This window comes from Arthrobacter wenxiniae (genome assembly GCF_013376105.1).
GTDB classification, from domain to species: domain Bacteria; phylum Actinomycetota; class Actinomycetes; order Actinomycetales; family Micrococcaceae; genus Specibacter; species Specibacter wenxiniae.
On the sequence record NZ_JAAMFM010000004.1, the window covers coordinates 64,858 to 90,744 of the forward strand.

The following is a 25,887-nucleotide window of genomic DNA, read 5'->3' on the forward strand; positions in this document are numbered from 1 at the left end:
TGCCCACCCTAGGATGGGGCCGGACACATTGCTAGGGTGCCGGAAATAGTCAACAAATGGATGATTCAATTCTTGCGCCAAGATTGCAACTTTCACTGGTGTCCGCCTATCGGGATGACTGGGATAATTCCGTTTGTGACCCGCGCCAGCACCTGCCGGTAGTCCAATTGGGCCAACTCGCCTGGAACAATCTCGTCCCATGTCCGCGGCGCTGCCACGGTCGGGCGGCACCGGCCCCGCAGCGAGTAGGGCACCACCGTCGTCTTCGCCGGCCAATTCTGGCTCCAGTCGATGAAGACCTTTCCCCGGCGCAGGTCCCTGCCCATGCGGCTGACCACCAGCTCCGGGTGGTCGTGTTCCAGGGACAGGGCCACTTCGTGTGCGAGGGCAGCAACCTCCTCGGAAGTAGCCTGGCCGTCCAGCGGGGCGTAAAGGTGGACGCCCTTGCTGCCGCTGGTCACCGGCAGGGAATCGAGGCCGTGCCGGTCCAGGCAGTCCCGGGCCAGAAGGGCGACGGCGGCGCACCCGGCCAGTCCGACCCCCTCCCCCGGGTCCAGGTCAAGCACCAGGCGGTCAGGACGTTGGGGGGTGCCGCCGGCTCCAAACGTCCACTGCGGGACATGGATTTCCAGGGCGGAAATCTGGGCCAGCCACACCAGGGTGCGTGCGTCGTTGACGAGGGGGTAGCTGTTGTCGTGGTCCTTGTGGTGCATGGTGCGCCGCAGGACCCACCCCGGAGTCCCGGCGTCGAGGTTCTTCTGGAAGAAACTCTTGCCGGGGTCCGCGTCCGTTCCCACCCCGTCCACCCAGCGCTTGCGGGTGGCCGGCCTGTCCCTTGCCCACGGAATCAGGACGGGCGCAACCTGCAGGTAGTACAGGGCCACGTCCTGCTTCGTGGTGCCGGTGGACGGGTAAAGCACCTTTGCGGGATTGCCCAGCGTGACAGTTGTGCCGTCAACAGCAATGTCCAGGTGGGTCACAAGGGATCCGGCAACCCGTTCCGGGCTGCACCTTCCGGGAAGTCTTCAGGGTTCATGACCAGCACGGGGCACCGTGCGTGGGCGATGCACGCCTGGCTGACCGAGCCCACCACGAGACCGGGGAAGCCCCCATGTCCCCGCCGCCCCAGGACCAGCATGTCGGCACCGTCGCTCGCCTCAAGCAGGACTTGCCGGGGAAGACCCTGGACGAGCCGGGCCGTCACATGATCAGGGGTGTCGCCGCCAAATGCGGCAACGACGGCGTTCTCGAGCACCTTGCGCGCCCCACCTTCAAAGTCCACGGTGCCCAGGGCGTACGGGAGGGCCAGTGCGGCAGGCACGCTCCAGCAGGCCACCGCGTCCACGCGTGCGCCGGTTGCCCGGGCAATGCGGGCGGCCGCCACCAGGGCCGCAACGGATACCGCGGACCCATCGATGCCAACTACTATGCGTCCCCATGACTGCATGGCGTTCATCCAGCAAGTCCCATCCCTTTTTCTATCTGTCCCGGGTCCATGCTGGCGCAGTCCCCGCGGCGGCGGCTAGGGCCAAAGGACCCTAGTTGTGACAGGTGAAACAGTTGTGACGGCTGGGACAGGTGTGACAGGTGGGACTGGCGCCCACACCTGGCCGAATTTGCCGGCGAACCCGGTCCGGAAGTGGGGACCTTGTCCCCTAGGGCCAACCGGTCCTGCAGGCTACGCTGCCCTCATGCCCAACCACTTTGAACGCTACCACCTTGAACGCTACGCAGAAGTTGCGGAAATCCTGGTGCGCCACGGGTTCGGATCGCTGGCCGGCGCGCTGGGCCTGGGACGGCTGCACCTGGAGCCCAAGCCGCACACGGCAGGCAGGCTGGCCAATGCGGACCGCCTGGTCCTTGCCCTGGAGGAGCTGGGCCCCACCTTCATCAAGTTGGGGCAGGTGCTTTCCACCCGCCCCGACATCATTCCCAGGGACTATCTGCTGGCACTGTCAAGGCTCCAGGACGGGGCACCGCCCGTGCCGCCGGACGCCATCCGTTCCCTGATCGAGCAGGAACTGGGCGCGCCACCGGATGAAGTGTTCGGCACATTCACCGAAACGCCGCTGGCCAGCGCCTCGATCGGCCAGGCCCACGCGGCAACGATGCGCGACGGCACCTCCGTCGTCGTGAAGGTGCGCAGGCCCGGCGTCGTGGCCCAGGTCCAGGAGGATCTGGAGATCCTCCAAAATTTGGCCCACCAGGCCAGCCGCAATTGGGCGGCCGTGGCGGACTACAACGTCGAGGCCGTGGCGGCTGCCTTCGCCGCAACGCTGCGTGCGGAACTCGACTATTTGCGGGAAGGGCGGAACGCGGAAAGGTTTGCCGCCAACTTTGCAGGCGATGCCGGCATCCACATTCCGCGAATCCACTGGGAGACCACCACGTCTCGCGTGCTGACGATCGAAAGGATTCACGGGCTCAAGATCGATGACGCCCAAATCGCCGCACTTCCGGCCGCCGCCCGGGACAGGCTCGCCAACCGGGCGGCCCGGGCCGCCGCCAAAATGATTTTTGAGGACGGCTTCTTCCACGCCGACCCGCACCCGGGAAACCTTTTTGTTGAATCCACCGGACGCATTGGCCTGATCGACTTTGGCATGGTGGGCGAAGTGGGTGAACAGCTCCGGGGCCGGCTGGGCAGGCTGTTGCTTGCCTTCAGCCGGAACGACCCGGACCGGATAGCCCGCGCCCTTCTGGATATGTCGGTCAACGCCCCCGCCCCCGACCGCGGGCTGCTCAGCCGGGACATGGCCCACTTCATGGAGCAATATCAGGGCCGGCGCCTGGGCGAGATTCACCTTGCGCCCCTGATTGCCGAATTGTTGGCCGTCCTGCGCCACCACCACCTGCAACTGCCCAGCGAAATTGCGATGGTTGCAAAGATGGTCGTCATGACCGAGGGAATGGGGGCGCGCCTCAACCCGGAGTTCAATCTCGGTGAGGTCCTCAAGCCCTATGCCAGTCGACTGGCATTGGAACGGTTCAGCCCGCACAAGCTGCCCGCCATGCTCAAGAAGCTGGGCCTTGACGCGGCCGACCTTGGCACCGGTCTCCCGGACAGGCTGGAACGGATCTTGCGGCAGCTCGACGACGGCGTCGAGGTCCACCTGCGCGCCGAGGAAATCGTGCCGCTCATTGCCCGGGCCGAACGCATCGGCAACCGGGTGGTGGCCGCGCTGATTCTTGCGGCCTTCATTCGGGGCATCGGCGACTTGACGGCCGCCGACCGTGAACACTTGCGGAGCTGGCAAGACAGGCTGCTGGCCGGCGGGGTGGGGGCGATGGGCGTCGTTGGCGGGTACCTGGCCTGGACGGGCCGTCCAGGGGCGCGGGCGCGCCGTTAGCAGCGCTCCGGCTCCGCACCCAGGACGAACCGGCGGCCGCTCACGGATGCCGGGGTGACCTCGACGTGCGTCCACATCCGTGTCTTGATCCACGGTTCAACCGGGAGGAGGTCTGCGGCATCAATCTCGGTCTGCGACTCCAGGATCCTCGCGACACCCTTGACCACCACGCTCCAGGCTGTGCCGTCGCTGAGTCCGTCGGCTTCAAACGCGACGAGGGAGTTCACTGTCAGTTCCGCAAGCTTGCTGCCGGGGTTGGTCCGGATCCAGATTTTCTCCTGCGTCGCGAGATAATTCAGGGGATAGACGTCCGGCTGGTTGGCGACGCTGACTGCGAGGCGGCCAAAGCGGCTGCCCTGCAGCAGTTCCCATGCCTCTTCCCGGGACAAAACGACGCCCGGTTCCTCATCAGTGTTCATGCTCCGATCATCACCCTGTTCCGTTCTGCTGCCTAGGGTCCAAGGTCCACACATGCGCCCCAATGCCTGTGCCGGCCACGGCCCGGGACCATTCCCTCCAGATTGGGGACTTTCGGCCGTGGCCCCCGGCCCCTTTCCGGGGCAACCATGGAAATGTCCCGCAATCGGGCAGGACCAGACACAAGGAGGTAGGTTCCCGTGAAGAAATGGACTCGTTGGCAGGATTGGGCTGCCGTAGCGGCCGGGGCAGTGGCCGCTCTTTCCACCCTCTGGACAACCCAGAGCACAGCATCGACGTGGATGATGGTGGCCGGCGGCGTGCTCATCGCCGTCAGTGGTGTCATCAACTTGGCCGCGCCGGGCATGCCATGGATTGAGTGGGTCCAGGTCATCCTGGGCGCCGTCTTGGTGCTTTCGCCTTGGATGGCTTCCTACACCGGGCACTCGGGCGCAGCATGGACGTCCTGGATTGCCGGGGCTGTTGTGGTAGTTGCCTCAGGCTTCGCCATCAGCCCAAGTACTCAAGCCCACCACCACGCGGTGCCGTCGCACTAGTGGCTGCATGAGGCGCAGGCCGGACCCAGCTGTGGGGGCCGGCCATTGGCGCCGCCGCCCTTTCCACCATGGGAACGCAATCGAAGGAATTGTCATGGAACTCTCTGAGCACGAATCACGCATCCTGAAGGAAATCGAAGAAGACTTAACCGCAGGCGACCCGCGACTGGCACTGGCGTTTGGGGCCAGTGGACATCCGGCCAACACAGTCCTCCGCATCGTGCTGGGCACGGCAGCCATGGGTCTTGGCATTGGCCTGATGATTTTTGCCCTTGCGTCAAGGTCATTCCCGGTCGGCGTCCTGGCATTCACCGCCATGACGGCAGGCGCCTATGTCGCCGCGCCGCCCGCCAAGCCGTTCCGGGCATGGCGCATGCACCGCCGGGGTGCGGCCAAGATGCGTCAGGCGACGGACCAGTGACCCGCCAAGCTGTTTGCCCGGCGGCCGGGCGATGTTGGACAATGGCCTTGCCGGATAGACGTGACAGGCTTTGATTGTCCGAAATGGCCTTCACAGGCTGCCGGAGCTGCTTCTATGAGGAATGTGATGGAAACGATGGAAGCGATGGATCAGATTCTCGACACGGCAGCACCTCCTGCGCTCCGCGTATTCATTCTGGACGATCACGAACTGGTCAGGCTCGGATTGCAGGAACTCCTGGAGGGCCACGGCTTCAGCGTCGTTGGCTCCTCAGGTTCCGCGGGGGAAGCCACCCGCCTGATCCCGGCTCTCCATCCCGATGTTTCCGTGCTTGATGCACGGCTCCCCGACGGTACCGGGATTGAAGTGTGCCGCGATGTCCGCTCCATTGACCCCACGCTCAGGTGCCTGATCCTGACCAGCTACGACGACGAGCATGCCCTTCGCAGTGCCGTATTGGCGGGCGCTGCCGGATACGTCCTGAAGGAAATTGGCGGCACGGACCTGCTCACCGCCATAAAGCTTGCTGCCCGAGGTGAGTCGCTGTTCGATGCCCACCTCAAGCGAAAGATTGTCGAAGGGCTCAGTGAACCGGTCCCTGTGGACCCTCGCGTCGCCTCGCTCACGGCGCAGGAACGCCGGGTACTGGCGTTGATCGGCCAGGGCATGACCAACCGGCAGATCGGCCAGGAACTCTTCCTCGCCGAAAAGACCGTAAAGAACTATGTTTCCTCCCTGCTGGCCAAGCTCGGCTTCGAGCGGCGGACGCAGGCAGCGGTGTACATCACGAGGAAATAGACACCTGGCAAATCGATGCGGCGTGATTGCCTATGGGACGCGGGCCGCACCTGCACGGTTCAGCGGCACGGACCAGTAGATCCTTGTTCCACGACCTGCCGCGCTTTCCACCCGAAAAGTCCCATTCAGGTTCAGCGCCCGATCCTCCATGTTGGCCAAGCCGCTCCTGCCATCAGGATTGCCAATTCCACGGCCATCATCGCTCACCTTGACGCTCAGTGACCCGCCGCCAGCGGAGACCGCGACGTCGATTTCCGCAGCCTGTGCGTGCCGTACCGCATTGCTGACTCCCTCAGAGACCACTGCGAGCAGTTGCTGGGCCAAGGCCGCCGGCACATGGGAGTCAATGGGCCCGGACAATGAAATTCGCGGCGCAAAGGAGAGGGATTTGGACACTCTGCGCACGGTATTGAGGATTCGGCTGCTCAGCAGTTCTCCTTCGCCCACCGTGGCGCGGAGTGAATAGATGGTGTCCCGCAATTCCTTGATGGTTGCATCCAGCTCGTCCGTAATGGCTCGGATGCGCAAACTTCCGCTGGGATCGTCAATGAACCGGCCCAGGCTTTGGACATTGAGGCCCGCGGCGAACAGGCGCTGGATAACGACGTCGTGCAGGTCCTGGGCGATGCGGTCCCGGTCCGCGTACAATATCAGCCGTTCACGGATTTTGTGGGCATTGGCCAGTTCCAGCGCCAAGGAAGACTGGGCACAATAAACGGCAACCATCTCTTTGGTCAGGGAAGTATAGGGAAGGCTGCCCTTCGACCGCGCCAGCATCAGGAGCCCGTGTTCAGCGCTATCCGTCCCCAGTCGTGCCAGAAGTGAGGGGCCCGCCAGTCCCCCAAACGCGGGTCCAAGCAATTCTGCCGCCCTCTCCGAGGTCACCGGCTTGCCCGAGGATCTAACGCTTCGCACGCTGGCGCTGTCCAGGTCCAGCAGCCGTCCGCGCCATTCCATTGACCCGTCGCCGGCGGCTGCGAGGACTTCCACCTGTCCCGCCTCATTCGGCGGACTCGCAATGAGGGCCAAGATGGAACCAGAGGTTTTGAGCGCTGTTTGGGCCACAGCTTCCGGGCCGGGCGCGGCATCCTCCCGGGCAGCCGCCATCATCAGCACCGCGATGCTCCGGCCGGCCTCCAGCCACTTTGTTCGCAATTGCGCGTCGTCAAACAGTTTTGCGTTCTCGATCGCAAATCCGGCGGCGCCAGCCAGTGCCACTGCCAGTTCCTCATCCTCGGCCGTGAACAATTGTCCGCCTTTCTTCTCCGTGAGGTACAGGTTCCCAAAAACCACATCGCGGATCCGGATGGGCGCCCCCAGGAATGTCCTCATCGGCGGATGATGCCTTGGGAACCCAAACGATGCAGGGTGGTCATGGAGATTCGGAAGGCGGATGGGGCGCGGCTCGCGGATTAACAGCCCCAGAACGCCGTGACCGGTGGGCAGCGGGCCGATCAGCTTCGCAAGGTCCGGTTCGATGCCCTCAGTGATGAAGTGGCTCAGGCCCCCGTCTTCCCCGATGACGCCCAAGGCACCATATTGGGCGTCCAGCAGCTGGCATGCGGACTGTACGATTCGCCTGAGAACTGCTTCCAAGGTGAGTTCCTCGGCAATCGATATGACAGCCGAGAGCAGCCCCTGCAATCTTCCGTCATTCGGTTGGGAATGCGGATATGCGTCGGACGGTGTTGTGCCACCATCATTCGGGCACGGCTGGTTCATTCAGTATCTCCTAATACATGCCCATACTTGAGACGGCGGCCATGACTGACTGTGCCTCATGTGCCCAGACTACGCCGCAATGAACCATGCCACCATGACGGTGCAGACCCTGGTGATCGTGCCAGGATCCGGACGGGCCCTTGGACCCTACCGGTACAGCGTGAACAGGCTTAGCGTGGGTCCATGACGCAGAAATCAGCAGCCGCACGAACGGAAGACCTGCCGGTCCACGAATGCTGGGCCCTCCTTCGTGATGTATCGGTCGGCAGACTCGCTGTTTGGGACATTGACCATCCCGACATCTTCCCCCTCAACTACACGGTGGACCACGGCACGCTGGTCTTTCGTACCGGCGATGGCACCAAGCTGGCGGCAGTGCTCGCAGGCCACCCCGTCGCGCTGGAGGCAGACGGCGTGGACCCCGACACGGGCATCGCCTGGAGCGTGGTGGTCAAGGGCAAGAGTGAGCTGCTCTCGTCAACGACGGACGTCTTGGAGAGCTTTTCCCTCCGGCTCTTTCCCTGGCAAAGCGGACGCAAGGAGAATTTTGTCCGCATCGTGCCAACTTCGGTCACCGGACGACGGTTCCGCGTCACGCCTCCTGCCGAGTGGTGGACCGCCCAGGCCAATGCCCCCCACGCCTCACCCGAATAGCACCGAGGCATGGGGTCCAATGGCCCTAACCCGGACCGGGTTCCCCGCGTAGCGTCAAATACGCCGGTACCCACGGCATGGCTGCCGGACCACTAACGAATGGACGCAACATGAAAGCCCTGATCTACCACGGCCCTGGCCAAAAATCCTGGACGGATGCCCCCGATCCGAAGATCCTCCATTCCGGTGATGCGATCGTCCGAGTGGACACGACCACCATCTGCGGCACGGACCTGCATATTCTCAAGGGCGACGTCCCGGCCGTCCAGCCGGGGAGGATCCTGGGACACGAGGGCGTGGGCACGGTCATCGAAATCGGGCCGGGGGTGCACGACCTTGTCGTGGGTGAACGCGTGCTGATCTCCTGCATCAAGTCCTGCGGACACTGTCCCAACTGCCGTTCCGGCCTGTATTCCCACTGCCTGGGCGATGAGGGGCAATCCGGGATCGGCTGGGTGTTTGGCCACCTCATCGACGGCACCCAGGCTGAGTACGTCCGGGTACCCTATGCCGACAACTCTCTTTACAAACTGCCCGATGGCGTCAGCGACGTCGAGGCCGTCATGCTCTCGGACATCCTGCCCACCGGATTTGAGATCGGCGTCCTCGCGGGCGGGGTCAAACCCGGGGACGTCGTGGCCGTCATCGGCGCCGGGCCCGTCGGCCTGGCGGCCATCGCGACCGCCGGGCTGTGTGGCGCAGGAACCATCGTGGCGATCGACCGCGACGCCAACAGGCTCCAACAGGCGCTTGGATTTGGCGCGACGGACACTGTCGATTCCAGCGAGCCCGGCTGGCATGAAAAGGTGATGTCGCTGACCGACGGAGCCGGGGTGGATGTGGCCATCGAGGCTGTCGGCCTGCCGGACACCTTCACCATGGCGGTCGGCCTCGCCCGCCCGGGTGGCCGCGTCGCCAATGTCGGTGTTCACGGCACCAGCGTCGACCTTCCCCTGCAGGAGCTGTGGATCCGGAACATCAGCATCACCATGGGCCTGGTCAACACCAACACCACCCCGATGCTCCTCAAGCTCGTGGCCAGGCACAAGATCCCTGCCGGCAAGTTCGCCACCCACACTTTCTCCTTCGACCAGGTGATGGATGCCTACGACACCTTTGCCCGTGCATCCGAGACCAAGGCCCTGAAGGTCATCATCGCCCGTATGCCCCAACTCGTCTGAAAGGCGCCACCATGGAACAAGTCACCATCATCGGCAGCGGGCACATGGCCCGGGCCATCGCCGTCCGAATGCTCGCGGCCCGGCACTCCGTGCAGATATTGGGACGCAACGGGGAAAAGACCCGGGAACTCGTGGAGTCGCTGGGAGCGGGAGCGCAGGGCGGAGGCGAAGGGGCAGCCGTCGAGGGCGGCATTGTCTTCCTCGCCGTCCCGTACGGCGAAGGTAGGAACACGGTGCTTGTCTACGGCGAAGCCTTGGCAGGGAAAGTCATCGTCGACATCAGCAACCCGGTCGACCTTGCCGGCTTCGACCGGCTGCTGGTACCGGCCGGGACTTCCGCGGTCGAAGAAATCGCCCGACACGCGAGCCCGGACGCCCACGTGGTCAAGGCCTTCAACACCTGTTTCGCCAAACCTCTGGAGGCCGGCTCCGTGGCAGGCCTGCCCCTGGACGTCTTCATTGCCGGCGACTCCGAACAAGCCAAAGTCAAGGTCAGTGCCGTCGTGGCAGCCTCGGGACTGCGGCCAATCGATGTTGGGCCGCTGCGCAGGGCACGGGAACTGGAAGCCATGATGCTCCTCGTCATGGGCCTGCAGGCAAGTCCCAACCAGGACAACTTCAATTGGGACACTTCCTTGAAACTCCTGCCTTAGGACTGTCATGAACTCCTCAACGGATCCAATGGACCGAATTGTCGTTGGGATCGACGGCTCGGACTACTCAACACACGCCCTGCAAACGGCCGCCACCTTTGCCTCGGCCCTGAAGTTGCGACTCGACGTCATCAGCTGCTGGAGCCGGTCGGACATCTACTTTGCCGCCCAAATCCCCGTTGGAGGGTTTCCGGAGGCAGACCTGCTCGAAAGCGAGGCCACCCGACTGGTGGACGAGGCCCTCGAACGGGCCTTTGGCCCGGAACGACCCACCGGACTGAGCGTCGGCATCAGGTACGGCCACCCGGCCCAAATATTGGTTGAGGCCAGTGCAAACGCCCGCATGCTGGTGGTGGGCCGTCGCGGGCGCGGCGGCTTCCTAGGGCTGCGGATAGGGTCCGTCTCCTCCGCCTGCGTGGCCCACGCACGTTGTCCGGTGGTCGTGGTCAACAACCCGGAGTAGGGAGCCACCAGCCCGGCCGGGCGAAGGCGGAACTTGGTGCATTATTGGATCGCGTTCCGCAATCCGCCCACCGGGAGACTCCCGGCGGTCGGCTGCAAGATTTGGCCGCCACGGACGTCGTGCCAGGGGGTGTTCCGGTCTTGCGACCGGCCGAGGTGGTGCCGGGCGCCGCGGTCCTTGGCGGATCGGTCAATGGAGCCGCCGCTGTGAGGCTGGCCGCCACGGCGTGCGCGGCAAATTCCCACTGCGGCCGCATCGTCGCCCTGATCCGTGACGCCGCTGCGAGCCGCGCACCTCTGGTCCGCCTTGCGGTCCGGTACGCAATACCTTTCATCACGCTGTCCCTGCTCCTCGCGGGCCTCTCCTGGCTCCTCAGCGGCGAGGCACTGAGGTTTGCCGAAGTGTTGGTGGCTGCCACCCCGTGTCCCTTGCTGATGGCGGCGCCTGTGGCGTTCCTCGGTGGCATGAGCAGGGCGGCAAGGAACGGAACCGTCGTGAAAAGTGGCCCGACCCTTGAACTGCTGGTCCGGATCAAGACAGCCGTCTTGGACAAGGCCGGCACACTGACGCACTGTCGTCCAACGCCGGAGGAAGCCAGGCCTTCGCACGCATGCGGCGCCGCCCTTCAGGCATGGAGCTGCTTGCCCTGGCGGCATCGGCGGAGCTTCACTCCCCCCGCCTCCTGACGTGATGGTCGGGGACGGCGTCAACGACGCACCCGTGCTGGCGTCCGCCGACGCCGGCGTGGCCAGGGGTGCCAAGGGTTCAACAGCTGCCAGCGAATCGGCCCGCGTCGCGCGCCTCGGCCGGGACACCATCGACGTCGCCGTGCAAGGCATCTGGATCGGGATCACGCTCAGCGTTGGATGATGCTCATGGCCGCTGTTGGATTGATTCCGGCCGTGGCCGGAGCCCTCAGCCAGGAACTCGTGCACCTCGCCACGATTCTCAATGCGCTGCGCTCGCTCAAGCTCAAGGAACGGCCCACCGGAACCGTCTGGGCCACCACGCTCCGGGCCGAAGCACCGCCCGACCCACATCCGCGCTAGGAATCAGCCGCGGAGGGCGTGGTCACCAACATCGGGCAGGCAATGCGGGAGAGCACAACTGACCCAATGGCGCCGGGCCACATGTGTTTCACGCTTTCGCGGCCGCGGCTGCCCACCACCAGGAGTCGCGCTCCCCCGGCTGCGGAGGCCAGGGCTTCGGCTGGGCTGTGCCGCGTGTCAAGCACGCGATGGACCTGCAGTCGCGGGTTGAGGTCCCTGACGGCCGCGACGGCCGCGTCGAGGACCCGTTCCCCGGCCTCGTCCGCGCCCGGCTCTCCCGGCGCATTCCGGGGCTTCGTCGGCCTCCCCTGTCCGGCGGCCGCCATGGCGTGAACTATGGTGAGCGCCTGCCCGCACATCTCTGCCTCACCCGCGGCAACCCGCAGTGCCCGGTCCGCGTCCGCGGAGCCGTCAACGCCCACCACCACACCCGTGCCGCGTGTTGGAGGTGTTGGGGTGCTGGGAATGATCGCCACGGTGCAGGCGCTGCGGGTCACTACCTGCAGGCCGACGGCGCCGAACCCTTCACCATGCGGGTCTGCCGGTTTGTCGGTCCCCACCACCACCAAAACGGCATCGCGGGACAATTCCCCGAGCACCAGGGCGGGGTCGCCACGCCTGATGGCTGTATGGATGGTGATGCCGGGGAACAGCGCTGCGATCCGGGCGCGCCCCTCATCGAGGGCACGGGCCGCCGGTTCGATGCCGTCCGTGGACAGTTGCGCCTCAGGGGGATCCCAGTCATCCGGCACGCTAAGGACAAGCCGCAGTTCGCAGCCGCACCGTTGCGCGCGCCGGGCGGCCCAGTCCGCTGCGGCCCTGGATGCCGGCGAGCCGTCAAAGCCGACGATGATGGTGCCGGGCATGTGCCCTCCTCTTTTGCCTGGATCAGGTCCCCTGCTCCTTGGCGGGAGTCTACCGCGGGTTCCGAAGGTTGACCGTCTCCAAATGCTCCGGGACGCGGGCATGCCACCCCAGTTCATGCTTGACGCGCAGCCGGAGTGCATCGGCCGATTCCGGCTCACCGTGCGTTATGTAGGTCATCCGAGGCGGCTTGGGGGCTGACTTCAACCATTGCACCAGCGCATCCGAGTCCGCATGGGCGGAGAAGCCGTCCAAAGCGGCCACCTCCGCCCTGATCGGCACGTCCTTCCCGTAAATCCTCAGCGTCCGCTGCCCGCGGGCCAAAGCGGCCCCGCGCGTACCGGGCGCCTGGTAACCGGCCAGGACAATCGCGTTCTTCGGATCGCTGCCATAGGCGGAGACGTGGTGCAGGATCCGCCCCCCGGTCAGCATGCCGCTGGCGGAGATGACGATCATGGGGCCGCCTCGAAGGTTGAGAAGCTTGGATTCATCCGCAGTCCGGGTCATGGTTGCCAGCTGGTACATGGCCTTAAAGTCCTTCTGGCTCAGGCGGTGTTCGTCCCGGTGCTGTTGATAGATCCGGGAGGCGTCGATGGCCATGGGGCTGTTGAGGAAGACCGGCAGGGAGGGGATTCCGCCGCGGGCCAGAAGACGTGAGAGCGCCAAAAGGATGGTCTCGGCACGGCCCACGGCAAAGGCGGCGATCAGTACCACACCGCCCCGCTTGGCGACCCTCGTGACCAGTTGCCCCAGCTCCTCTGCGGGATCCCCGGCCGGGTGCGTCCTATTGCCGTATGTTGACTCGGTCACCAACACATCCACCGACCCCAGCGCACGTGGCGGTTTCATCAGGGGGTCATCGGCGCGTCCCAGGTCCCCGGTGAAATGGAGGCTTAGGCCGCCCATCCGCAGATGGACCTGGGCTGCCCCCAGAATGTGGCCCGCCGGAACCATGGTGGCTTCAATGCCCTCCGCCACCTCAAAGGGGGCATCAAATTCCTGCACCTTAAAGCTCTTGAGCGACTTCACCGCATCGGCAGCCGTATAGAGCGGCGTGGGTGGATGGTGAATGGACGATCCCTGCCGCGCGGCAAATAAGGCTTCCTCCTCAAGCAGGTGGCCGCTGTCCGGCAACACCAGCCCGCTCAGCTCAGCCGTGCCGCTGGTGGCGTGGATGGGACCGTCGTAGCCATCCCGGACAAGGGCGGGCAGATACCCGGTGTGGTCCAGGTGCGCATGGGTGATAACGACGGCGTCGATTGAGTCTGCGCGCACCGCCAGTGGCGCGCGGTTGCGCTCACGCAACATCTTGTAGCCCTGGAACAGTCCGCAGTCCACCAGGATTCGGCGCCGGCCGGTGTCCACAAGGTATTTTGAGCCTGTCACGGTTCCAGCCCCACCGAGAAACCGAAGGCTTGGAAAGTGGTGGTCTGCTGACATGGTGTTCCTTCCCGCTTGTCGTGGGCGCACACGGCGTCCCTGCATTTCCACCGGTCAAAAAGCAAGGCCCGGTGGAAATGCCTCATGTCAAGTACAACCGCCACATGCTTGCGCCAACAGAGGCCAACGTCCCGTCCCGCCCCATATGCCGCACCGCCCCGGCCTTCGGCACTGAGCTTCCGGCTCCTGGCACGTGAGGGGACGGCGCCCGGAAGGGCTCTGGCCGCCGCCACCATCGACAGGACGGTTTCCAATCCCGTGGTGCCCGGCCTGTTCGCACCGGGACTCTTGCCCACGCTTTCGACGGTGCGCGCCAACCCCTTGGGTTGTGCATGACGTCGCGGGGGGACCAGTCCGCAAATTTGCGATCAGCGCGGCGCCAGTGGCTGCGGGACGCTGAACCGGGCCGCCCGGCGGTGGACGCGGTGAGTCTGGCCGCGCCTGCGGTCCCCGGCAGGTCCAGGCGGCGGACGGGAGAAGAACCACTTCTTTGTCGCCTCCACCAGGACCAGATACACCACAACCATGGCGAGCAGCGCAATGAAGAAGAGCACGGGCAGCGGGTCGAAGCCCAGCACCCCTCCGAGTGGCGACAAGGGGAGCAGGACACCCGCGGCAACCACCCCCAGGGAGGCCAGCAGCAGCCCCGCGGAGGGGCGGCTGCGCAGGAACGGCACCCTCCGGGTCCGGATCGCAAAGATAATCAGCGTCTGGGTGGCGATGGACTCAATGAACCAGCCGGCACGGAACTCGCCGGGAGCGGCATGAAAGGCAAGGAGCATCAGGGCGAAGGTGGCAAAGTCGAACAATGAGCTTATGGGGCCGAACACGAGCATGAAGCGCCGAATGAACGCAATGTTCCAATGGGACGGCGCGTGCAGCTGTTCCTGGTCCACCCTGTCTCCGGGGATGGCCAGCTGTCCGGTGTCGTAGAGCAGGTTGTTGAGCAGGATTTGGCCAGGAAGCATGGGCAGAAAGCTCAGCACCACGGAGGCTGCGGCCGCACTGAACATGTTGCCAAAGTTGCTGGAAGTGCCCATGAGGACATACTTGATGGTGTTGGCAAAGATCCGCCTGCCCTCGCGCACCCCCTCGGCCAGGACGCCCAGGTCCTTGTCCATCAGGACAATGTCCGCAGCATCCTTGGCGACGTCGGCGGCGCTGTCCACGGAGATGCCGACGTCGGCGTGGTGCAGCGCCAGGGCGTCATTGACACCGTCGCCCAGAAAGGCGACTGCGCGGCCCTGTCGGCGCAAGAGGCCGATGATGCGGGCCTTCTGTTCCGGAGACACGCGGGCGAAGATGCCCGCATCCCCCAGCGCCTTCGTGAGTTCCGCGTCCGGGAGGGCGTCAATCTGGGCGCCCGTCAAGGTTCCCCCGGATGCCAACCCCAGGTCCCTGCACACCTTTTCGGCAACCTTCGCGTTGTCTCCGGTGGCAATCTTGACGGTGATGCCCAGCCTGGACAGCTCCTTCAGGGAGTCCCTGGCATTGGACTTGGGCTTGTCCAGAAACACCAGGAACCCGGCCAGGGACAAACCACATTCATCCGCCGGTTCGATCGACGCCAAACCCACAGCGGACCGCGAGGCGACGGCCACGACCCGGGATCCGGCGTCGTACTGGCGGTCCAGCAGGGCCTGCGCCTCTTGAGGGACATTCCCGCACAGGGGCAGGACGTCCTCCGGAGAGCCCTTGGTGACTATTGTCTGGTTGCCGGCCCCATCGGACATGAGGGTGCTGGTCCGGCGGCGGACGTGGTCGAACGGGATGATGCCCAGCCGGCGGTGGCCGGCCGGCTCAAATCCGCGGGCCGCCGGTGCCTGCCACAGGGCCGTGTCCAGGGGATTCTGGCCAGCAGTGGAGGCGTCGCCGCGGGAGTAATCGGCCTCGGTGGACACCAGCCCGAGGACAAAAAGCCCGGTCTCCGTGATGTCCGGGCGGACGGGCAGGGCAGCCGTGAAGCTGATGCGCCCCTCGGTCAGGGTGCCGGTCTTGTCCGTGACCAGCACATCCATGTCGCCCAGGTCCTCAATGCAGACCAGGCGCTTGACGAGGACCTGTCGCTTGGCCAGTACGCGGGTTCCGGCGGCGAGGCAGGTGCTGACCACGGCGGGGAGCAGCTGCGGCGTGATGCCTACGGCGATGGCCAGGGAAAACAACAGCGAATCGAACAGAGGCCGTCCGAGCAGCAAGTTGGCGATGAAGATCAATGTGGTCAGGACCACGGCCACCTGTAACAGCAGATACGAGAACCGCTTCAGGCCCAGCTGGAATTCAGTTTGGGGCTGGCGCTCCCCCAGCCCCAGGGCTATCCGGCCAAACTCCGCCCGGCCGCCCGTGGCAACCACCACGCCAGTACAGCTGCCTGCCTGGACAACGGTCCCCATGAAGATACAGCACGCCAGGTCGCCCAAGGCCGCCTCCCCCATGACGGGGGCTGGTGTCTTGTCCACCGGAAGCGACTCCCCCGTGAGGATGCTTTCATCGCACAACAGGCCCTCACTGGCGAGCAGCCGGATGTCGGCCGGGATGACAGCCCCCAGGGCCAGCCGAACAACGTCGCCGGGCACCAGGTCCACCACGCCGATTTGGCTTTCCCTGCCGTCCCGCAGGACCACAACGGTATGGGTGACGCGGGAGTGAAGTGCCTCGGCGGCCCGTTCAGCCCGGAATTCATTGCTGAATCCCAGACCGACGCTGGCCACCAATATAACGCCGATGACGATCGAATTCGTCGCATCGCCCAGAAACAGGGACACGCCGGCAGTGACAATCAGGAGAATCAGGATGGGGCTTCTGAGCTGGCGCCACAGCACCGGCCAGGGGCTGGCCTTGTGCGTGCGCAGGGCATTGGGGCCGGCGTCCGCCAGCCGCCGTTGCGCCTCTGCGGTGGAGAGCCCATGGCTGGTGGATCCCAATGCGAGGAGGGCCTGCTCCGGCCCCTGCCGTGCAGTGTCCAGGATGGTGAGCACCTGGACCCCAGCGCCGGACGCCTCAGATGTTGCCAGCCGGCTCATCGGCGCCCTGCCGCTCCGATACCTTCGTTTCCAGTCGGGGGCCCGCATCGGCGTCCTCCTCCGCGTGGACCACCAGGACCGGGCAGCTGGCATGGGCGGCACAGGCGGAGCTGACTGAACCCAGCAGCATGCCCGCGAAGCCGCCGTGGCCCCGCGAACCAAGGATGAGCATTTGCGCGGACTTCGCCTCCTCGATCAACATCCTTGCCGATTGGCCGCGGAGGCACTCGGCGATCAGGCCTTCCGGCTTATCGTCACCGAAAGCGTCGACCAGGGCCTGGGACAGCACCTCCTGGGCCTCGGACCGGCCGTCGGAAGCGAGGTACGGCCCATACATCACTTCCATGTTCCAGGCCGTGACTGCCTTGATGGTGGCGTGCAGCGGACCTGCCAGCTTATTCGCCCACCTCAAAGCCAGGATTGACTGCGGTGAGCCGTCCACTCCCACCACAATGGGCAAGCCCTCACCGGGTGTCGAACCGTCCATGCAACTACCGTCCTTAAGAGTCCTCCACAACTGGCCGGTCGCCAGCTGGGCACGGGCCAAGTCCGCGCCGTCCCGGAAAACCCATGGGACGGCACATCCCCGCAACTCCCATGGTGGCCGCGGGCAGGCACTGCTGCACAGGGCACAAAGTCCCTAACGCCCGGGCCGTCATGGTGGGACGCTGGAGACACTGGAATCGTTCCCCAACCATGACCACTGGGAGTCACCCTTGAACAGCAGCCTCGGGGCCGCCGTGCAGCCGGTACAGCACGGAATCGCGACAGCGGCCCGCCCGGGCGAATGGGACTTGCTTGGCAGATACTGGGACGCGGCCAACTACCTGACCGTCGCGCAGATTTATCTGAAGGAGAATGCGCTGCTTCGCCGGCCGCTGGGCGTGGACGACATCAAGCCGCGGCTGCTGGGACATTGGGGAACCAGCCCGGGGTTGTCCCTGATCTACGCCCACCTGAACCGGCTCATCAACAGGACGGGTGCCCAGGTGCTGTTTGTGGCGGGCCCCGGGCACGGGGGGCCGGCCGTCGTGGCCAACCTCTACCTCGAGGGGACGTACACCGATACCTATCCACGGATCGGCCGGGACAACGACGGGCTCCGCCACCTTATCCGGCAGTTCTCCACCCCTGGGGGTATCCCCAGCCACGTGGGCCCGCCCACTCCCGGTTCCATCCATGAGGGTGGGGAACTCGGGTACTCGCTCATGCACGCCACCGGCGCGGCGCTGGACAATCCCGGGCTCATCGTCGCCTGCGTCGTAGGCGACGGAGAAGCGGAAACCGGCCCCCTGGAGGGCTCATGGAAGGCGCCGGCCTTTCTGAACCCGGCCCGGGACGGCGCCGTGCTGCCGATCCTGCACCTCAACGGCTGGAAGATTTCAGGCCCCACAGTGCTGGGCCGCCAAGCCGACGAACAGGTCCTGGCGCTGCTCAGGGCACACGGCTGGGACCCCGTCGTTGTGTCCGGCACCGACCCGGCCCTGGTACACCCCCAGCTTGCGCGGGCGCTCGAGCACGCCCATGCAGGCATTCTTGAGATTCAGAGCGGGGCCAGGCTCCATGGAACCACCGGGCCCGCTCGGTGGCCGGCGATCATCCTGCGCACGCCCAAGGGCTGGACCGGCCCGGCAGAAGTGGACGGCGTTCAGGTGGAAGGTACGTTCCGCGCCCATCAAGTTCCCTTGGCGGGCGTGCGGGAGAATCCCGCGCACCTTGCCCAGCTTGAGGCCTGGCTGCGTTCCTACCATCCGGAAACACTCTTCGACGACGCCGGATGCCTCGCGCCCGAGCTGGCCGCGCTCGCGCCGCAGGGGCAGTTGCGCATGGGGGCCAATCCATGGTCCAATGGCGGCGCCGTCCAGGTTCCCCTGCCCCTGCGTCCGCTGGAAGGATACGCGCTCCGGATTGGTGTCCCGGGAGCCACAAAGCACGAGACCACCAAGCCGCTCGGCGAAATGCTCAGGGACATCTACACGGATACGTCCGGCAATCCACGGTTCAGGCTGTTCTGTCCCGATGAAACCACCAGCAACCGCCTGGGTGCCGTTTTTGAGGCCACCGACAGGTGCCTCATGGAGCCGGCCCGGGAATCGGATGAACACATCTCGGCCGGCGGGCGGGTCATGGAAGTCCTGTCCGAGCACCTCTGCCAGGGCTGGTTGGAGGGCTACCTGCTGACCGGGCGCCACGGCTTCTTTGCCAGCTACGAAGCGTTTGCGATGGTGAGCGCCTCCATGACGGTCCAGCACGCCAAATGGCTCCAACATGCCCGGAAACTGCCGTGGCGCAAGCCCGTCCCGAGCTTGAACATCCTTCTCACATCCACCTGCTGGCGCAATGACCACAACGGCTTCAGCCACCAGGGACCGGGCCTGATCGACACCGTGCTGTCCCTGTCGGGAACGGTCGTGCGCGTATATCTGCCCCCGGATGCAAACACACTGCTCGCCGCTGCTGCGCACGTCCTCTCCAGCAAGGACTACGTGAACCTGCTGGTGGTGGACAAGCAGGAGCACCCGCAATACTTGACCCTCGCCGACGCACGGGCACATGCGGCCGCGGGGGCCTCCATCTGGGCCTGGGCCGGAAACGCCGGGGAGGCGCACCCGGACATTGTGCTTGCCTGCGCCGGCGACGTCCCCACAGAGGAAACGCTGGCCGCCGCCTGGCTGCTCCAACGCCATGTGCCGAAGCTGCGCGTCCGGGTGGTCAACGTCATGGACCTGCTGGTGCTTCCGCCGCGGGATGTCCACCCCCACGGCCTCCCTGATGCCGAATTTGAAGCGCTCTTCACGGCCGACTGCGATGTAGTCGTGGCATGGCACGGTTACGCCCGTGCGTTCCACCAGCTCCTGCACGGGCGGAAGAATCCGGGCCGCTTCCACGTCCGCGGCTACAACGAACAGGGAACCACCACCACCCCGTTCGACATGGTGGTGCTCAACCGGATGAGCCGGTACCACCTCGCGTTGGCGGCCCTTGGCCGCACGGCCCGCACCGTTGAGGGGATGGATGCACTGCGGGAACACTGCGTTGAAATGCTGGCCAGGCACGAAGTCCATATCCACGAACACCTCGAGGACCTCCCCGTCATCCGCGACTGGGTCTGGACCCCGCCCGTTCCTGGTCCCGGCAGCCCTGGGCATTCCGCGCCAGGACCCGCTGTCGCACGGCCGGCTGTCGAAGGAGACCAAGGAAATGAATGACCACAACGATCCGCAAATGATAGTCGTCGGCGTCGACGGATCGCCGCCGTCAGTCGAGGCGCTCCGCCAGGCGGAAAAGCTTGCAATCCGTCTCGGCGCACAGGTCACGGCGTTGACGTGCTGGAGCATCCCCACCATCTACGAATCCCCCTACGGTCTGGGCGGCGTCGACTATGAAAAGAGCGCCCAAAAGGTGCTCGACCAGGCAGTGGAGGATGCTTTCGGCGTCGACTGGCCGGAGAATTTGACGACCCGCCTCATCCAGGGCCCGGCGCGGGAGACCCTGATCGAGGAAAGCCGGCAGGCGATGATGATAGTCCTGGGGCGGCGCGGCTTCGGCGGGTTCCGGGGGCTGCTCATGGGATCCGTCAGTTCTGCATGCACCGCTCACGCGCACTGCCCCGTGTTGGTCGTGCACGCCCTGCAACAACGGAAACAATAAAGACAATGGAGGCCACCATGCTTGAGCTGATGTCGCAAGCCCCTTCCCCGATCACGCCGGGAACCTATTTTGGCTGGGGGGACGTGATGATCCAATCGGGCAACCTTGTTGTCATCATCGCCATGCTCGTCCTCTTCGTCCTCGCCCTGGTACTGCCGTTTCCCGGCGGACGGAGCCGGAAATGAGCACGGTCAAGGAGTCCTCACCCGACCCGGAAGTGGCTGGGACTGGCGCCTACACATGGACAGGCAAGTCACGGCAATGGTTTTTGAGGCACCTCCCGCCGGACAAGCTGCTGCCCGAAGACCAGCCAAGCTACGTCGCGACGTGGGCCTACGTCTTCGGGATGGGCGCCGTCGCCGGCCTGGTTTTCATCATCGGTTCCGGGGTGGTGCTTAGCCTTAACGGCCCCCAGTGGTACCACGTCTCCTCGTTGGGCCACTTCACCAACAGTGTTCATTTGTGGAGCGTGGAACTGTTCTTCATGTTCATGGTGGTCCACCTGTGGATCAAGTTCTGGATGGCGGCTTGGCGTGGAGGGCGCTTGCTGACCTGGATCACCGGCATGGTGGCATTCCTTGTCTCCATCGTGACAGCGTTTACCGGCTACCTGCTGCAGACGAACTTCGACTCCCAGTGGATTGCCTTTGAAGCGAAAGACGCCCTGAATGCCGTCGGCATCGGGGCATGGTTCAACGTGGCCAACCTGGGCCAGATCTTCATGTGGCACATCATGCTGCTGCCCCTGGCGGTCGGTGCCGTCGTCGCCCTGCACGTCGTGATGGTGCGCGCCCACGGCGTCGTCCCACCGCTCGATGCCGCCGAGACCGACGCCCAGCTCTGCGATTCCAACGGCACCTCACCCGAACCGGAGGCGAATCAGCCATGAGCAGGATCCCATCACCGATGTCGTGGCGGAAAGGCGATGACATTGCCAGCAGGCCGTGGCGTGGACGCATCCGGGACTACGACCTGTTCAAGGAACTCACGATCGGCGTCGTCGTCGTCGGCCTGCTTGTACTCGGCCTTTCCGCCATTTTCAGTTCGCCGGACGACCCCGGGGTGACACTAAAATCCTGGGCAGCAGCGGCGCCGTCGGACTTTGTCGCGACAGCAACCGCCGAACTTGGCGGCACGAGCGGCACGGCAGGCTACGGCCCGCCCTACAACTCCACTCCCGACGCCTCACAACACCTGGGGTTCTTCAACCCCCAGGAGCTCTCCGGTGTACGGCTCCCGGTCGACACGGCCAACGACTTCGTCATCAACCCACTCAAAACCCTGCCCACCCCGCCGGCGGCCCTGGCAACATGGTCCGCCGCCACCGCTGATCAGCAGACGAAGTGGACAGCCGATTACACCACTGCGCTCTCCGCGGCGCCCAATGGCGACCCTGCACGCGTAGCCAACGGCAACTACGGGCCCGTTCCCGCCTTGACAAGTGCACTGCTGGGCATGGCTGCCAGCGGCAACCTGGACGGCGTTCTCCAGAACAGCGGGCAGCCCTACAACCTCGACTACACCCCGACCATCCTGTTTCTGGGAGACGGCAACTACTTTCCCGATCTCGCCACCACGGCCCACCTCACAGGGGACCAATGGGGTGTCATGAACGAGACCGGCAACACGCCAGGCCAGTCGTGGCTGTGGCTCTTCTCGCTGCTGTACCAGATCGAAGCCTACAAGTCCTCCCCGAATGCGGACATCCTTGTGGTCGCCACGATGCTGGTGCTCTCGCTCCTGCTAACGCTGCTCCCCTTCATTCCCGGACTTCGCTCGATTCCCCGCAAGATCCCCGTCCACCGCCTCATCTGGAAGGACTACTACGGCAAACGGTAGTCCGGGGGCGCCCAGCGACGAACCCCATGCCTACAGCATCGCCGGACGCCTGAACTGGCTGCGGGCCGGAGTCCTGGGCGCCGACGACGGCATTGTCTCGGTCGCCGCCACCGCCGTGGGTGTTGCGGGCGTGACCAATTCGCCCACCCCCATTCTGGTGGCCGGCATCGCCGCCGTCGTGGGTGGTGCAATCTCCATGGCTTTGGGCGAATACGTATCGGTCAGCAGCCAACGCGACAGCCAGCGGGCCCTCGTGGAAATTGAGCGGCGCGAGTTGGCCGATTCCCCGGAAGCAGAACTGGCCGAACTCGCGGGACTCTACATGGCCAAGGGTCTCAGCCTTGAAACGGCTCAGCGGGTGGCCGAGGAACTCACCGAACATGATGCCCTGGCCGCGCATCTGTCCACCAAATTGAACATAGACCAGGACGAGCCGGCCAACCCCTGGCAAGCCGCCCACGCCTCGGCGGCCGCCTTCACCGCTGGTGCCATCCTGCCACTGCCGGCCATCCTGCTTCCGCCCGGCGTCTTCCGGATCCCGGTGACATTCCTCGCCGTCCTGGTGGCCCGGCGAGTTCTAGCATCGCCAACAAAGGATGGGGACCAGGCGGGGCTGGCCAACAGTCCGGAGATGGATGCCGGGCATCCATGACCCCAGTCCCGGTAGTCCAGTCCGGGCAACTCAGTCCGAGCGCCTCAGCGCCGCGCGCCGGGCAAGGAACTCCTGCTCGCCAATTTCCCCGTGGGCAAAACGTTCCGTGAGGATGCGCTCGGCCTCGTGGTGCGGCGGGCGGGGCGCCAGCCCGCCCCGACCCGGGCATGAACCCCTGACAAGCAGCACCACGGCAACCGCCACCGCACCCCAGACAAGGAGCATCACCGCCGCCATGGCCAACCATGCGCCGATCCCCCAGCCGGTCCCGGCCCATCGATACATCATGATCATTCCTCCTTCAATGAGGCTACGACCGCCCGCCTTCACGTGAGAGGGGACCAGGTCCCTGGCGAAGCCGGCGTGGAAACGCGTGCCCGCCTGCGGCGGAAGGACTTGAACACTTCATCGGCGCCCCACACGAGGAACGGAAACGGCAGGAGCAACAGCAGCTGCCAGGGCTCCGGAACCGCAGTGCCAAATACCCGCTGCAAAGGCGCGATGCCCACCACCGCGGCGCTGAACACTAGTTCAAACGCGATGCCCCCGAGCAGGAGGCGGTTGGTGGCCACCCCGATCCTGCGCAGGGAGACTGTCTGGGTGCGGGCCGCCATGGCCGTGCCCACCTGGCAGGCCACGATCCCCAGGAAAGTCATGGTGGTGGCCTGCTGCCAGAGTACGTGCATCTGGCCAGTGGAAACGTCCCGGCCCGGAACCCAGCCGCCGGCCCACAGGGTGAGCAGGAATGCAGCGGAAACCAGGAGTGCGGACATACCTCCGAGCACGCCCCAGGCGCGCGCCAACATCAAGCCGTTGATGACGTTCTCCGTCCGGGGACGGGGCCGGCGCTGCATCAGGCCCGGTTCGGCAGCCTCCCGCCCGAGCGCCAGCGCCGGCAGGGTTTCGGTGAAGAGGTCTATGGCCAGGATCTGCATCACGGTCAGGGGCAGGGGCACCTGACCACCGGATGCCGCGTAGATGAGGAAGGGAACGACTTCCGGCGTGGCATGGGCAAATATGTAGATGATGAACTTGCGCACGTTGTCATACACGCGACGCCCCGCCTCCACTGCGGCGACAATTGAGGCGAAGTTGTCGTCCGTGAGGACCATGGTCGCCGCCTCGCGGGCCACGTCAGTCCCGGACTTGCCCATCGCCACACCAATGTCTGCCCGGCGCAGCGCCGGCGCGTCATTGACGCCGTCACCGGTCATGGCCACGACGTGGCCCAGGCCCTGCAGGGCGTCGGTGATGCGCAGCTTGGCTTCCGGGGAACTGCGCGCAAAAATGAGTTCTCCACCAGTTTCCAACAGCTCGTCCAAGGCAGCCTCACTCATCCTGTCCAGCTCGGCGCCGTTGACAGTTTGCAGCCCGTCCCCGCCAATGCCCACCCGCCTGGCGATGCCTGCCGCCGTCAGCCCGTTGTCCCCCGTGATGATGATCAAACGGACGCCGGCCGAATGGCACCGTGCAACGGCCTCGCGGACCTGAGGGCGCGGAGGGTCGAACATGGCGGCAAGCCCCAGGAAGGTCAGTTCGCGTTCCACAGCCCCGCGTGAAAGTCCCGAGAGCGGGCCAGACATCGGCCTGTCCGCCAGGGCCAGGACCCTCAGGCCCTGGGCCGCCCACCGGTCGACGGCGGTTAGGATCGACGCCTTGTCCCCTTCCGTAAGGTCCCGATCGCCATCCCCGGCGGCAATGCGCGTGCACAGCGGTAGGAGGTCCTCCGGGGCGCCCTTGGCATGGACTGCGGTTGCGAAACCAATCCTGTCCAGGGTGGACATGCGCCTCAGCCCCGGATCAAAGTGGAATTGTGCCAGCCGTTCTGCGTGGAGGCTTTCAGCGGTGGTGCCCATGCCGGCAGCCAAGTGAAGGAGGGCCAGTTCCGTCGGGTCCCCGGTCTCAGCGGCCTCCGGCGTGCGGCCAAGACGGGCATTGTTGCAAGCCACGCAGGCGGCGGTGAATCGCCGCAACCACGCGTCGCGGGGAGGCGGCGGCTCATCGGCCCTATGCTTGCCGGACCCGGACGGCATCCAGTAGTTGAGGACCCTCATGCGGTTCATGGTCAGCGTGCCTGTCTTGTCCGTGCAGATCACGCTCGTTGAACCAAGCGTCTCCACGGCCGATATCCGCTTGACAAGGGTCCCGCGCCGCGCGAGGACCCTGACGCCGACGGCAAGGGCAAGAGTAATGGTCGGCAGCAACCCTTCCGGTACATTGGCAACCAGCAGGCCGATGGCAAAGTTCAGGGTGTCCCCCAGCGACAGTCCACCCAGGATCATTCCAACGGGGATGAAGGCCACACCCGTGGTGACGGCGACAACGGCGATCAGGCGGGCCACGCGTCCCACCTGCTTCTCCAGGGGGCTCAGGTCGTGCCCGGCCCGTTGGGTGAGGGCCGCAATCCGGCCCATCTCCGTCTGCATCCCGGTGGCGAAGACCACTGCGGCGGCCTCTCCTCCGGTGCACGAGCTGCCGCTGAATACGATGTCGGGCGCCTGCAGCAGCGGTCCTCCCCTGGCACTGGCGACGTCGGCAGTGCGGAACACCGGGAGCGACTCACCGGTGAGCGTTGAGACATCCATTTCCAGGGAGCCGTCGAGAAGCCGTCCGTCGGCGGAGACGCGGTCACCCTCGCGGACAATCATCACATCCCCCGGTACAAGGAGTGCCGCGTCGACCAGGACCTCTTCACCTTCCCGCAGCACCCTGGCCTGGGCCGGCAGGTAGGCGCTCAAAGCCTCCACAGCGCGCTCGGCATGGCGTTCCTGAAAGAACGCAAACAAGGCATTGAGGACAATTACCGCAACGATGGCAATCGACAGGGGGACCGTTCCGGTCACAAACGCAAGTCCGGCCGCGACCCACAGCAAGAGGGCAAGTGGATGAACAAACTGCTTCCCGAGCTCCCGGGACCAATGCATGGTTCCCCGCCTGACCAGTTCGTTCCGTCCATGAACCAGCAGGCGCCGCTCGCTTTCGCGCGCGGAGAGCCCTTCGCGGCGTCCCCGAAGGTCACGCAGCAGCCGTTCGAGGGGTTCTTGTGGATCCAGAACAGGAGCACCTGCATCCGTACGGGACACGGCAGGGACCCCGTCCGATCTGTCAGTAGCCATTGGCTCCATCCATGGTGGGTAGTGCCTGATGTCCACTTCA

General features: G+C 65.3%; 25 protein-coding genes and 1 pseudogene. 16 read left to right on the forward strand and 10 right to left on the reverse strand.

Translation table 11 applies throughout. The features are described 5' to 3' along the window. Positions 1-92: 92 nt before the first annotated feature. Together ligD and G6034_RS04575 are read right to left on the reverse strand one after the other, a co-directional pair. Entirely contained in the window at positions 93-980 is an 888-nt protein-coding gene (ligD, locus tag G6034_RS04570; RefSeq protein ID WP_176633922.1) for a non-homologous end-joining DNA ligase, read from the reverse strand. Then, positions 977-1,447 (reverse strand): universal stress protein, encoded by a 471-nt coding sequence (locus G6034_RS04575; RefSeq protein ID WP_343037934.1) that lies wholly within the window; start codon positions 1,445-1,447, stop codon positions 977-979. Before G6034_RS04575 ends, ligD begins: the two co-directional genes overlap by 4 nt. A gap of 244 nt (positions 1,448-1,691) precedes the next feature. On the opposite strand from G6034_RS04575, the gene G6034_RS04580 reads away from it, so the two are divergent. Next, positions 1,692-3,350 (forward strand): ABC1 kinase family protein, encoded by a 1,659-nt coding sequence (locus G6034_RS04580; protein WP_176633924.1) that lies wholly within the window; start codon positions 1,692-1,694, stop codon positions 3,348-3,350. On the opposite strand, the gene G6034_RS04585 is transcribed toward G6034_RS04580, so the two are convergent. Continuing rightward, positions 3,347-3,769 carry a pyridoxamine 5'-phosphate oxidase family protein gene (locus G6034_RS04585; RefSeq protein WP_176633925.1) on the reverse strand — a complete coding sequence of 141 codons (423 nt, stop codon included), beginning with the start codon at positions 3,767-3,769 and terminating at the stop codon, positions 3,347-3,349. The genes G6034_RS04580 and G6034_RS04585 overlap by 4 nt on opposite strands. 198 nt (positions 3,770-3,967) lie before the next feature. On the opposite strand from G6034_RS04585, the gene G6034_RS04590 reads away from it, so the two are divergent. From G6034_RS04590 to G6034_RS04600, 3 genes are all read left to right on the forward strand, one after another. Further along, positions 3,968-4,324 (forward strand): SPW repeat domain-containing protein, encoded by a 357-nt coding sequence (locus G6034_RS04590; RefSeq protein ID WP_176633926.1) that lies wholly within the window; start codon positions 3,968-3,970, stop codon positions 4,322-4,324. A 94-nt stretch (positions 4,325-4,418) separates the two neighbouring features. Further along, a complete protein-coding gene (locus tag G6034_RS04595; protein ID WP_176633927.1) occupies positions 4,419-4,745 on the forward strand; it encodes a DUF3040 domain-containing protein in 327 nt (108 codons plus the stop codon). A gap of 144 nt (positions 4,746-4,889) precedes the next feature. Next, positions 4,890-5,543 (forward strand): response regulator, encoded by a 654-nt coding sequence (locus tag G6034_RS04600; RefSeq protein ID WP_176633928.1) that lies wholly within the window; start codon positions 4,890-4,892, stop codon positions 5,541-5,543. 30 nt (positions 5,544-5,573) lie between these two features. Here the strand turns inward: G6034_RS04600 and G6034_RS04605 are convergent, their stop codons facing one another. Continuing rightward, a complete protein-coding gene (locus G6034_RS04605; protein WP_246295298.1) occupies positions 5,574-7,187 on the reverse strand; it encodes a GAF domain-containing sensor histidine kinase in 1,614 nt (537 codons plus the stop codon). Positions 7,188-7,448: 261 nt separating this feature from the next. Between G6034_RS04605 and G6034_RS04610 the strand changes: the two genes are divergently transcribed. The 6 genes from G6034_RS04610 to G6034_RS19695 all read left to right on the forward strand — a co-directional run bounded on the left by G6034_RS04610 (position 7,449) and on the right by G6034_RS19695 (position 11,265). Beyond that, on the forward strand, positions 7,449-7,919 hold the full coding sequence (locus G6034_RS04610; protein WP_176633930.1) for a pyridoxamine 5'-phosphate oxidase family protein: 471 nt from the start codon (positions 7,449-7,451) through the stop codon (positions 7,917-7,919). Between the two features lie 110 nt (positions 7,920-8,029). After that, on the forward strand, positions 8,030-9,100 hold the full coding sequence (locus tag G6034_RS04615; protein WP_176633931.1) for a zinc-dependent alcohol dehydrogenase family protein: 1,071 nt from the start codon (positions 8,030-8,032) through the stop codon (positions 9,098-9,100). Between the two features lie 11 nt (positions 9,101-9,111). Further along, positions 9,112-9,753 carry an NADPH-dependent F420 reductase gene (locus tag G6034_RS04620; RefSeq protein WP_176633932.1) on the forward strand — a complete coding sequence of 214 codons (642 nt, stop codon included), beginning with the start codon at positions 9,112-9,114 and terminating at the stop codon, positions 9,751-9,753. Between the two features lie 7 nt (positions 9,754-9,760). Next, the gene (locus G6034_RS04625) at positions 9,761-10,216 is read left to right on the forward strand and encodes a universal stress protein (RefSeq protein WP_176633933.1); all 456 of its coding nucleotides are present in this window, start codon (positions 9,761-9,763) and stop codon (positions 10,214-10,216) included. 687 nt (positions 10,217-10,903) lie between these two features. Further along, positions 10,904-11,086, forward strand: coding sequence for a hypothetical protein (locus G6034_RS19690; RefSeq protein ID WP_246295313.1), 183 nt, complete (start codon positions 10,904-10,906; stop codon positions 11,084-11,086). A 5-nt stretch (positions 11,087-11,091) separates the two neighbouring features. After that, a complete protein-coding gene (locus G6034_RS19695) occupies positions 11,092-11,265 on the forward strand; it encodes a hypothetical protein (RefSeq protein WP_246295300.1) in 174 nt (57 codons plus the stop codon). On the opposite strand, the gene G6034_RS04635 is transcribed toward G6034_RS19695, so the two are convergent. The 4 genes from G6034_RS04635 to G6034_RS04650 all read right to left on the reverse strand — a co-directional run bounded on the left by G6034_RS04635 (position 11,262) and on the right by G6034_RS04650 (position 17,076). Next, on the reverse strand, positions 11,262-12,131 hold the full coding sequence (locus G6034_RS04635; protein ID WP_176633934.1) for a universal stress protein: 870 nt from the start codon (positions 12,129-12,131) through the stop codon (positions 11,262-11,264). The genes G6034_RS19695 and G6034_RS04635 overlap by 4 nt on opposite strands. Before the next feature lie 49 nt (positions 12,132-12,180). Further along, positions 12,181-13,569, reverse strand: a complete 1,389-nt coding sequence (locus G6034_RS04640) for an MBL fold metallo-hydrolase RNA specificity domain-containing protein (protein WP_176633935.1) — start codon at positions 13,567-13,569, stop codon at positions 12,181-12,183. Positions 13,570-13,937: 368 nt separating this feature from the next. After that, on the reverse strand, positions 13,938-16,589 hold the full coding sequence (gene mgtA / locus G6034_RS04645; protein ID WP_176633936.1) for a magnesium-translocating P-type ATPase: 2,652 nt from the start codon (positions 16,587-16,589) through the stop codon (positions 13,938-13,940). Further along, positions 16,567-17,076 carry a universal stress protein gene (locus G6034_RS04650; RefSeq protein WP_176633937.1) on the reverse strand — a complete coding sequence of 170 codons (510 nt, stop codon included), beginning with the start codon at positions 17,074-17,076 and terminating at the stop codon, positions 16,567-16,569. Before G6034_RS04650 ends, mgtA begins: the two co-directional genes overlap by 23 nt. Positions 17,077-17,329: 253 nt before the next feature. Between G6034_RS04650 and G6034_RS04655 the strand changes: the two genes are divergently transcribed. The 6 genes and pseudogenes from G6034_RS04655 to G6034_RS04680 form a co-directional block, all read left to right on the forward strand. Continuing rightward, positions 17,330-19,798: a phosphoketolase family protein gene (locus tag G6034_RS04655; protein WP_176634044.1), complete on the forward strand. Its 2,469-nt coding sequence runs from the start codon at positions 17,330-17,332 to the stop codon at positions 19,796-19,798. Further along, on the forward strand, positions 19,791-20,240 hold the full coding sequence (locus G6034_RS04660; protein WP_176633938.1) for a universal stress protein: 450 nt from the start codon (positions 19,791-19,793) through the stop codon (positions 20,238-20,240). The genes G6034_RS04655 and G6034_RS04660 overlap by 8 nt, the downstream gene beginning before the upstream one ends. 17 nt (positions 20,241-20,257) lie before the next feature. Continuing rightward, on the forward strand, positions 20,258-20,425 hold the full coding sequence (locus G6034_RS04665; RefSeq protein WP_176633939.1) for a hypothetical protein: 168 nt from the start codon (positions 20,258-20,260) through the stop codon (positions 20,423-20,425). Then, positions 20,422-21,129, forward strand: coding sequence for a cytochrome b N-terminal domain-containing protein (locus tag G6034_RS04670; RefSeq protein ID WP_176633940.1), 708 nt, complete (start codon positions 20,422-20,424; stop codon positions 21,127-21,129). The genes G6034_RS04665 and G6034_RS04670 overlap by 4 nt, the downstream gene beginning before the upstream one ends. Further along, a complete protein-coding gene (locus G6034_RS04675) occupies positions 21,126-22,079 on the forward strand; it encodes a hypothetical protein (protein WP_246295301.1) in 954 nt (317 codons plus the stop codon). Before G6034_RS04670 ends, G6034_RS04675 begins: the two co-directional genes overlap by 4 nt. Positions 22,080-22,116: 37 nt before the next feature. Further along, positions 22,117-22,647, forward strand: a pseudogene (locus tag G6034_RS04680) (VIT1/CCC1 transporter family protein); the annotation flags it as partial. A gap of 114 nt (positions 22,648-22,761) precedes the next feature. On the opposite strand, the gene G6034_RS04685 reads toward G6034_RS04680, so the two are convergent. Both G6034_RS04685 and G6034_RS04690 read right to left on the reverse strand, forming a co-directional pair. Beyond that, on the reverse strand, positions 22,762-23,019 hold the full coding sequence (locus tag G6034_RS04685) for an SHOCT domain-containing protein (RefSeq protein ID WP_176633941.1): 258 nt from the start codon (positions 23,017-23,019) through the stop codon (positions 22,762-22,764). A 38-nt stretch (positions 23,020-23,057) separates the two neighbouring features. After that, entirely contained in the window at positions 23,058-25,847 is a 2,790-nt protein-coding gene (locus G6034_RS04690; protein ID WP_176633942.1) for a cation-translocating P-type ATPase, read from the reverse strand. Positions 25,848-25,887: the final 40 nt, after the last annotated feature.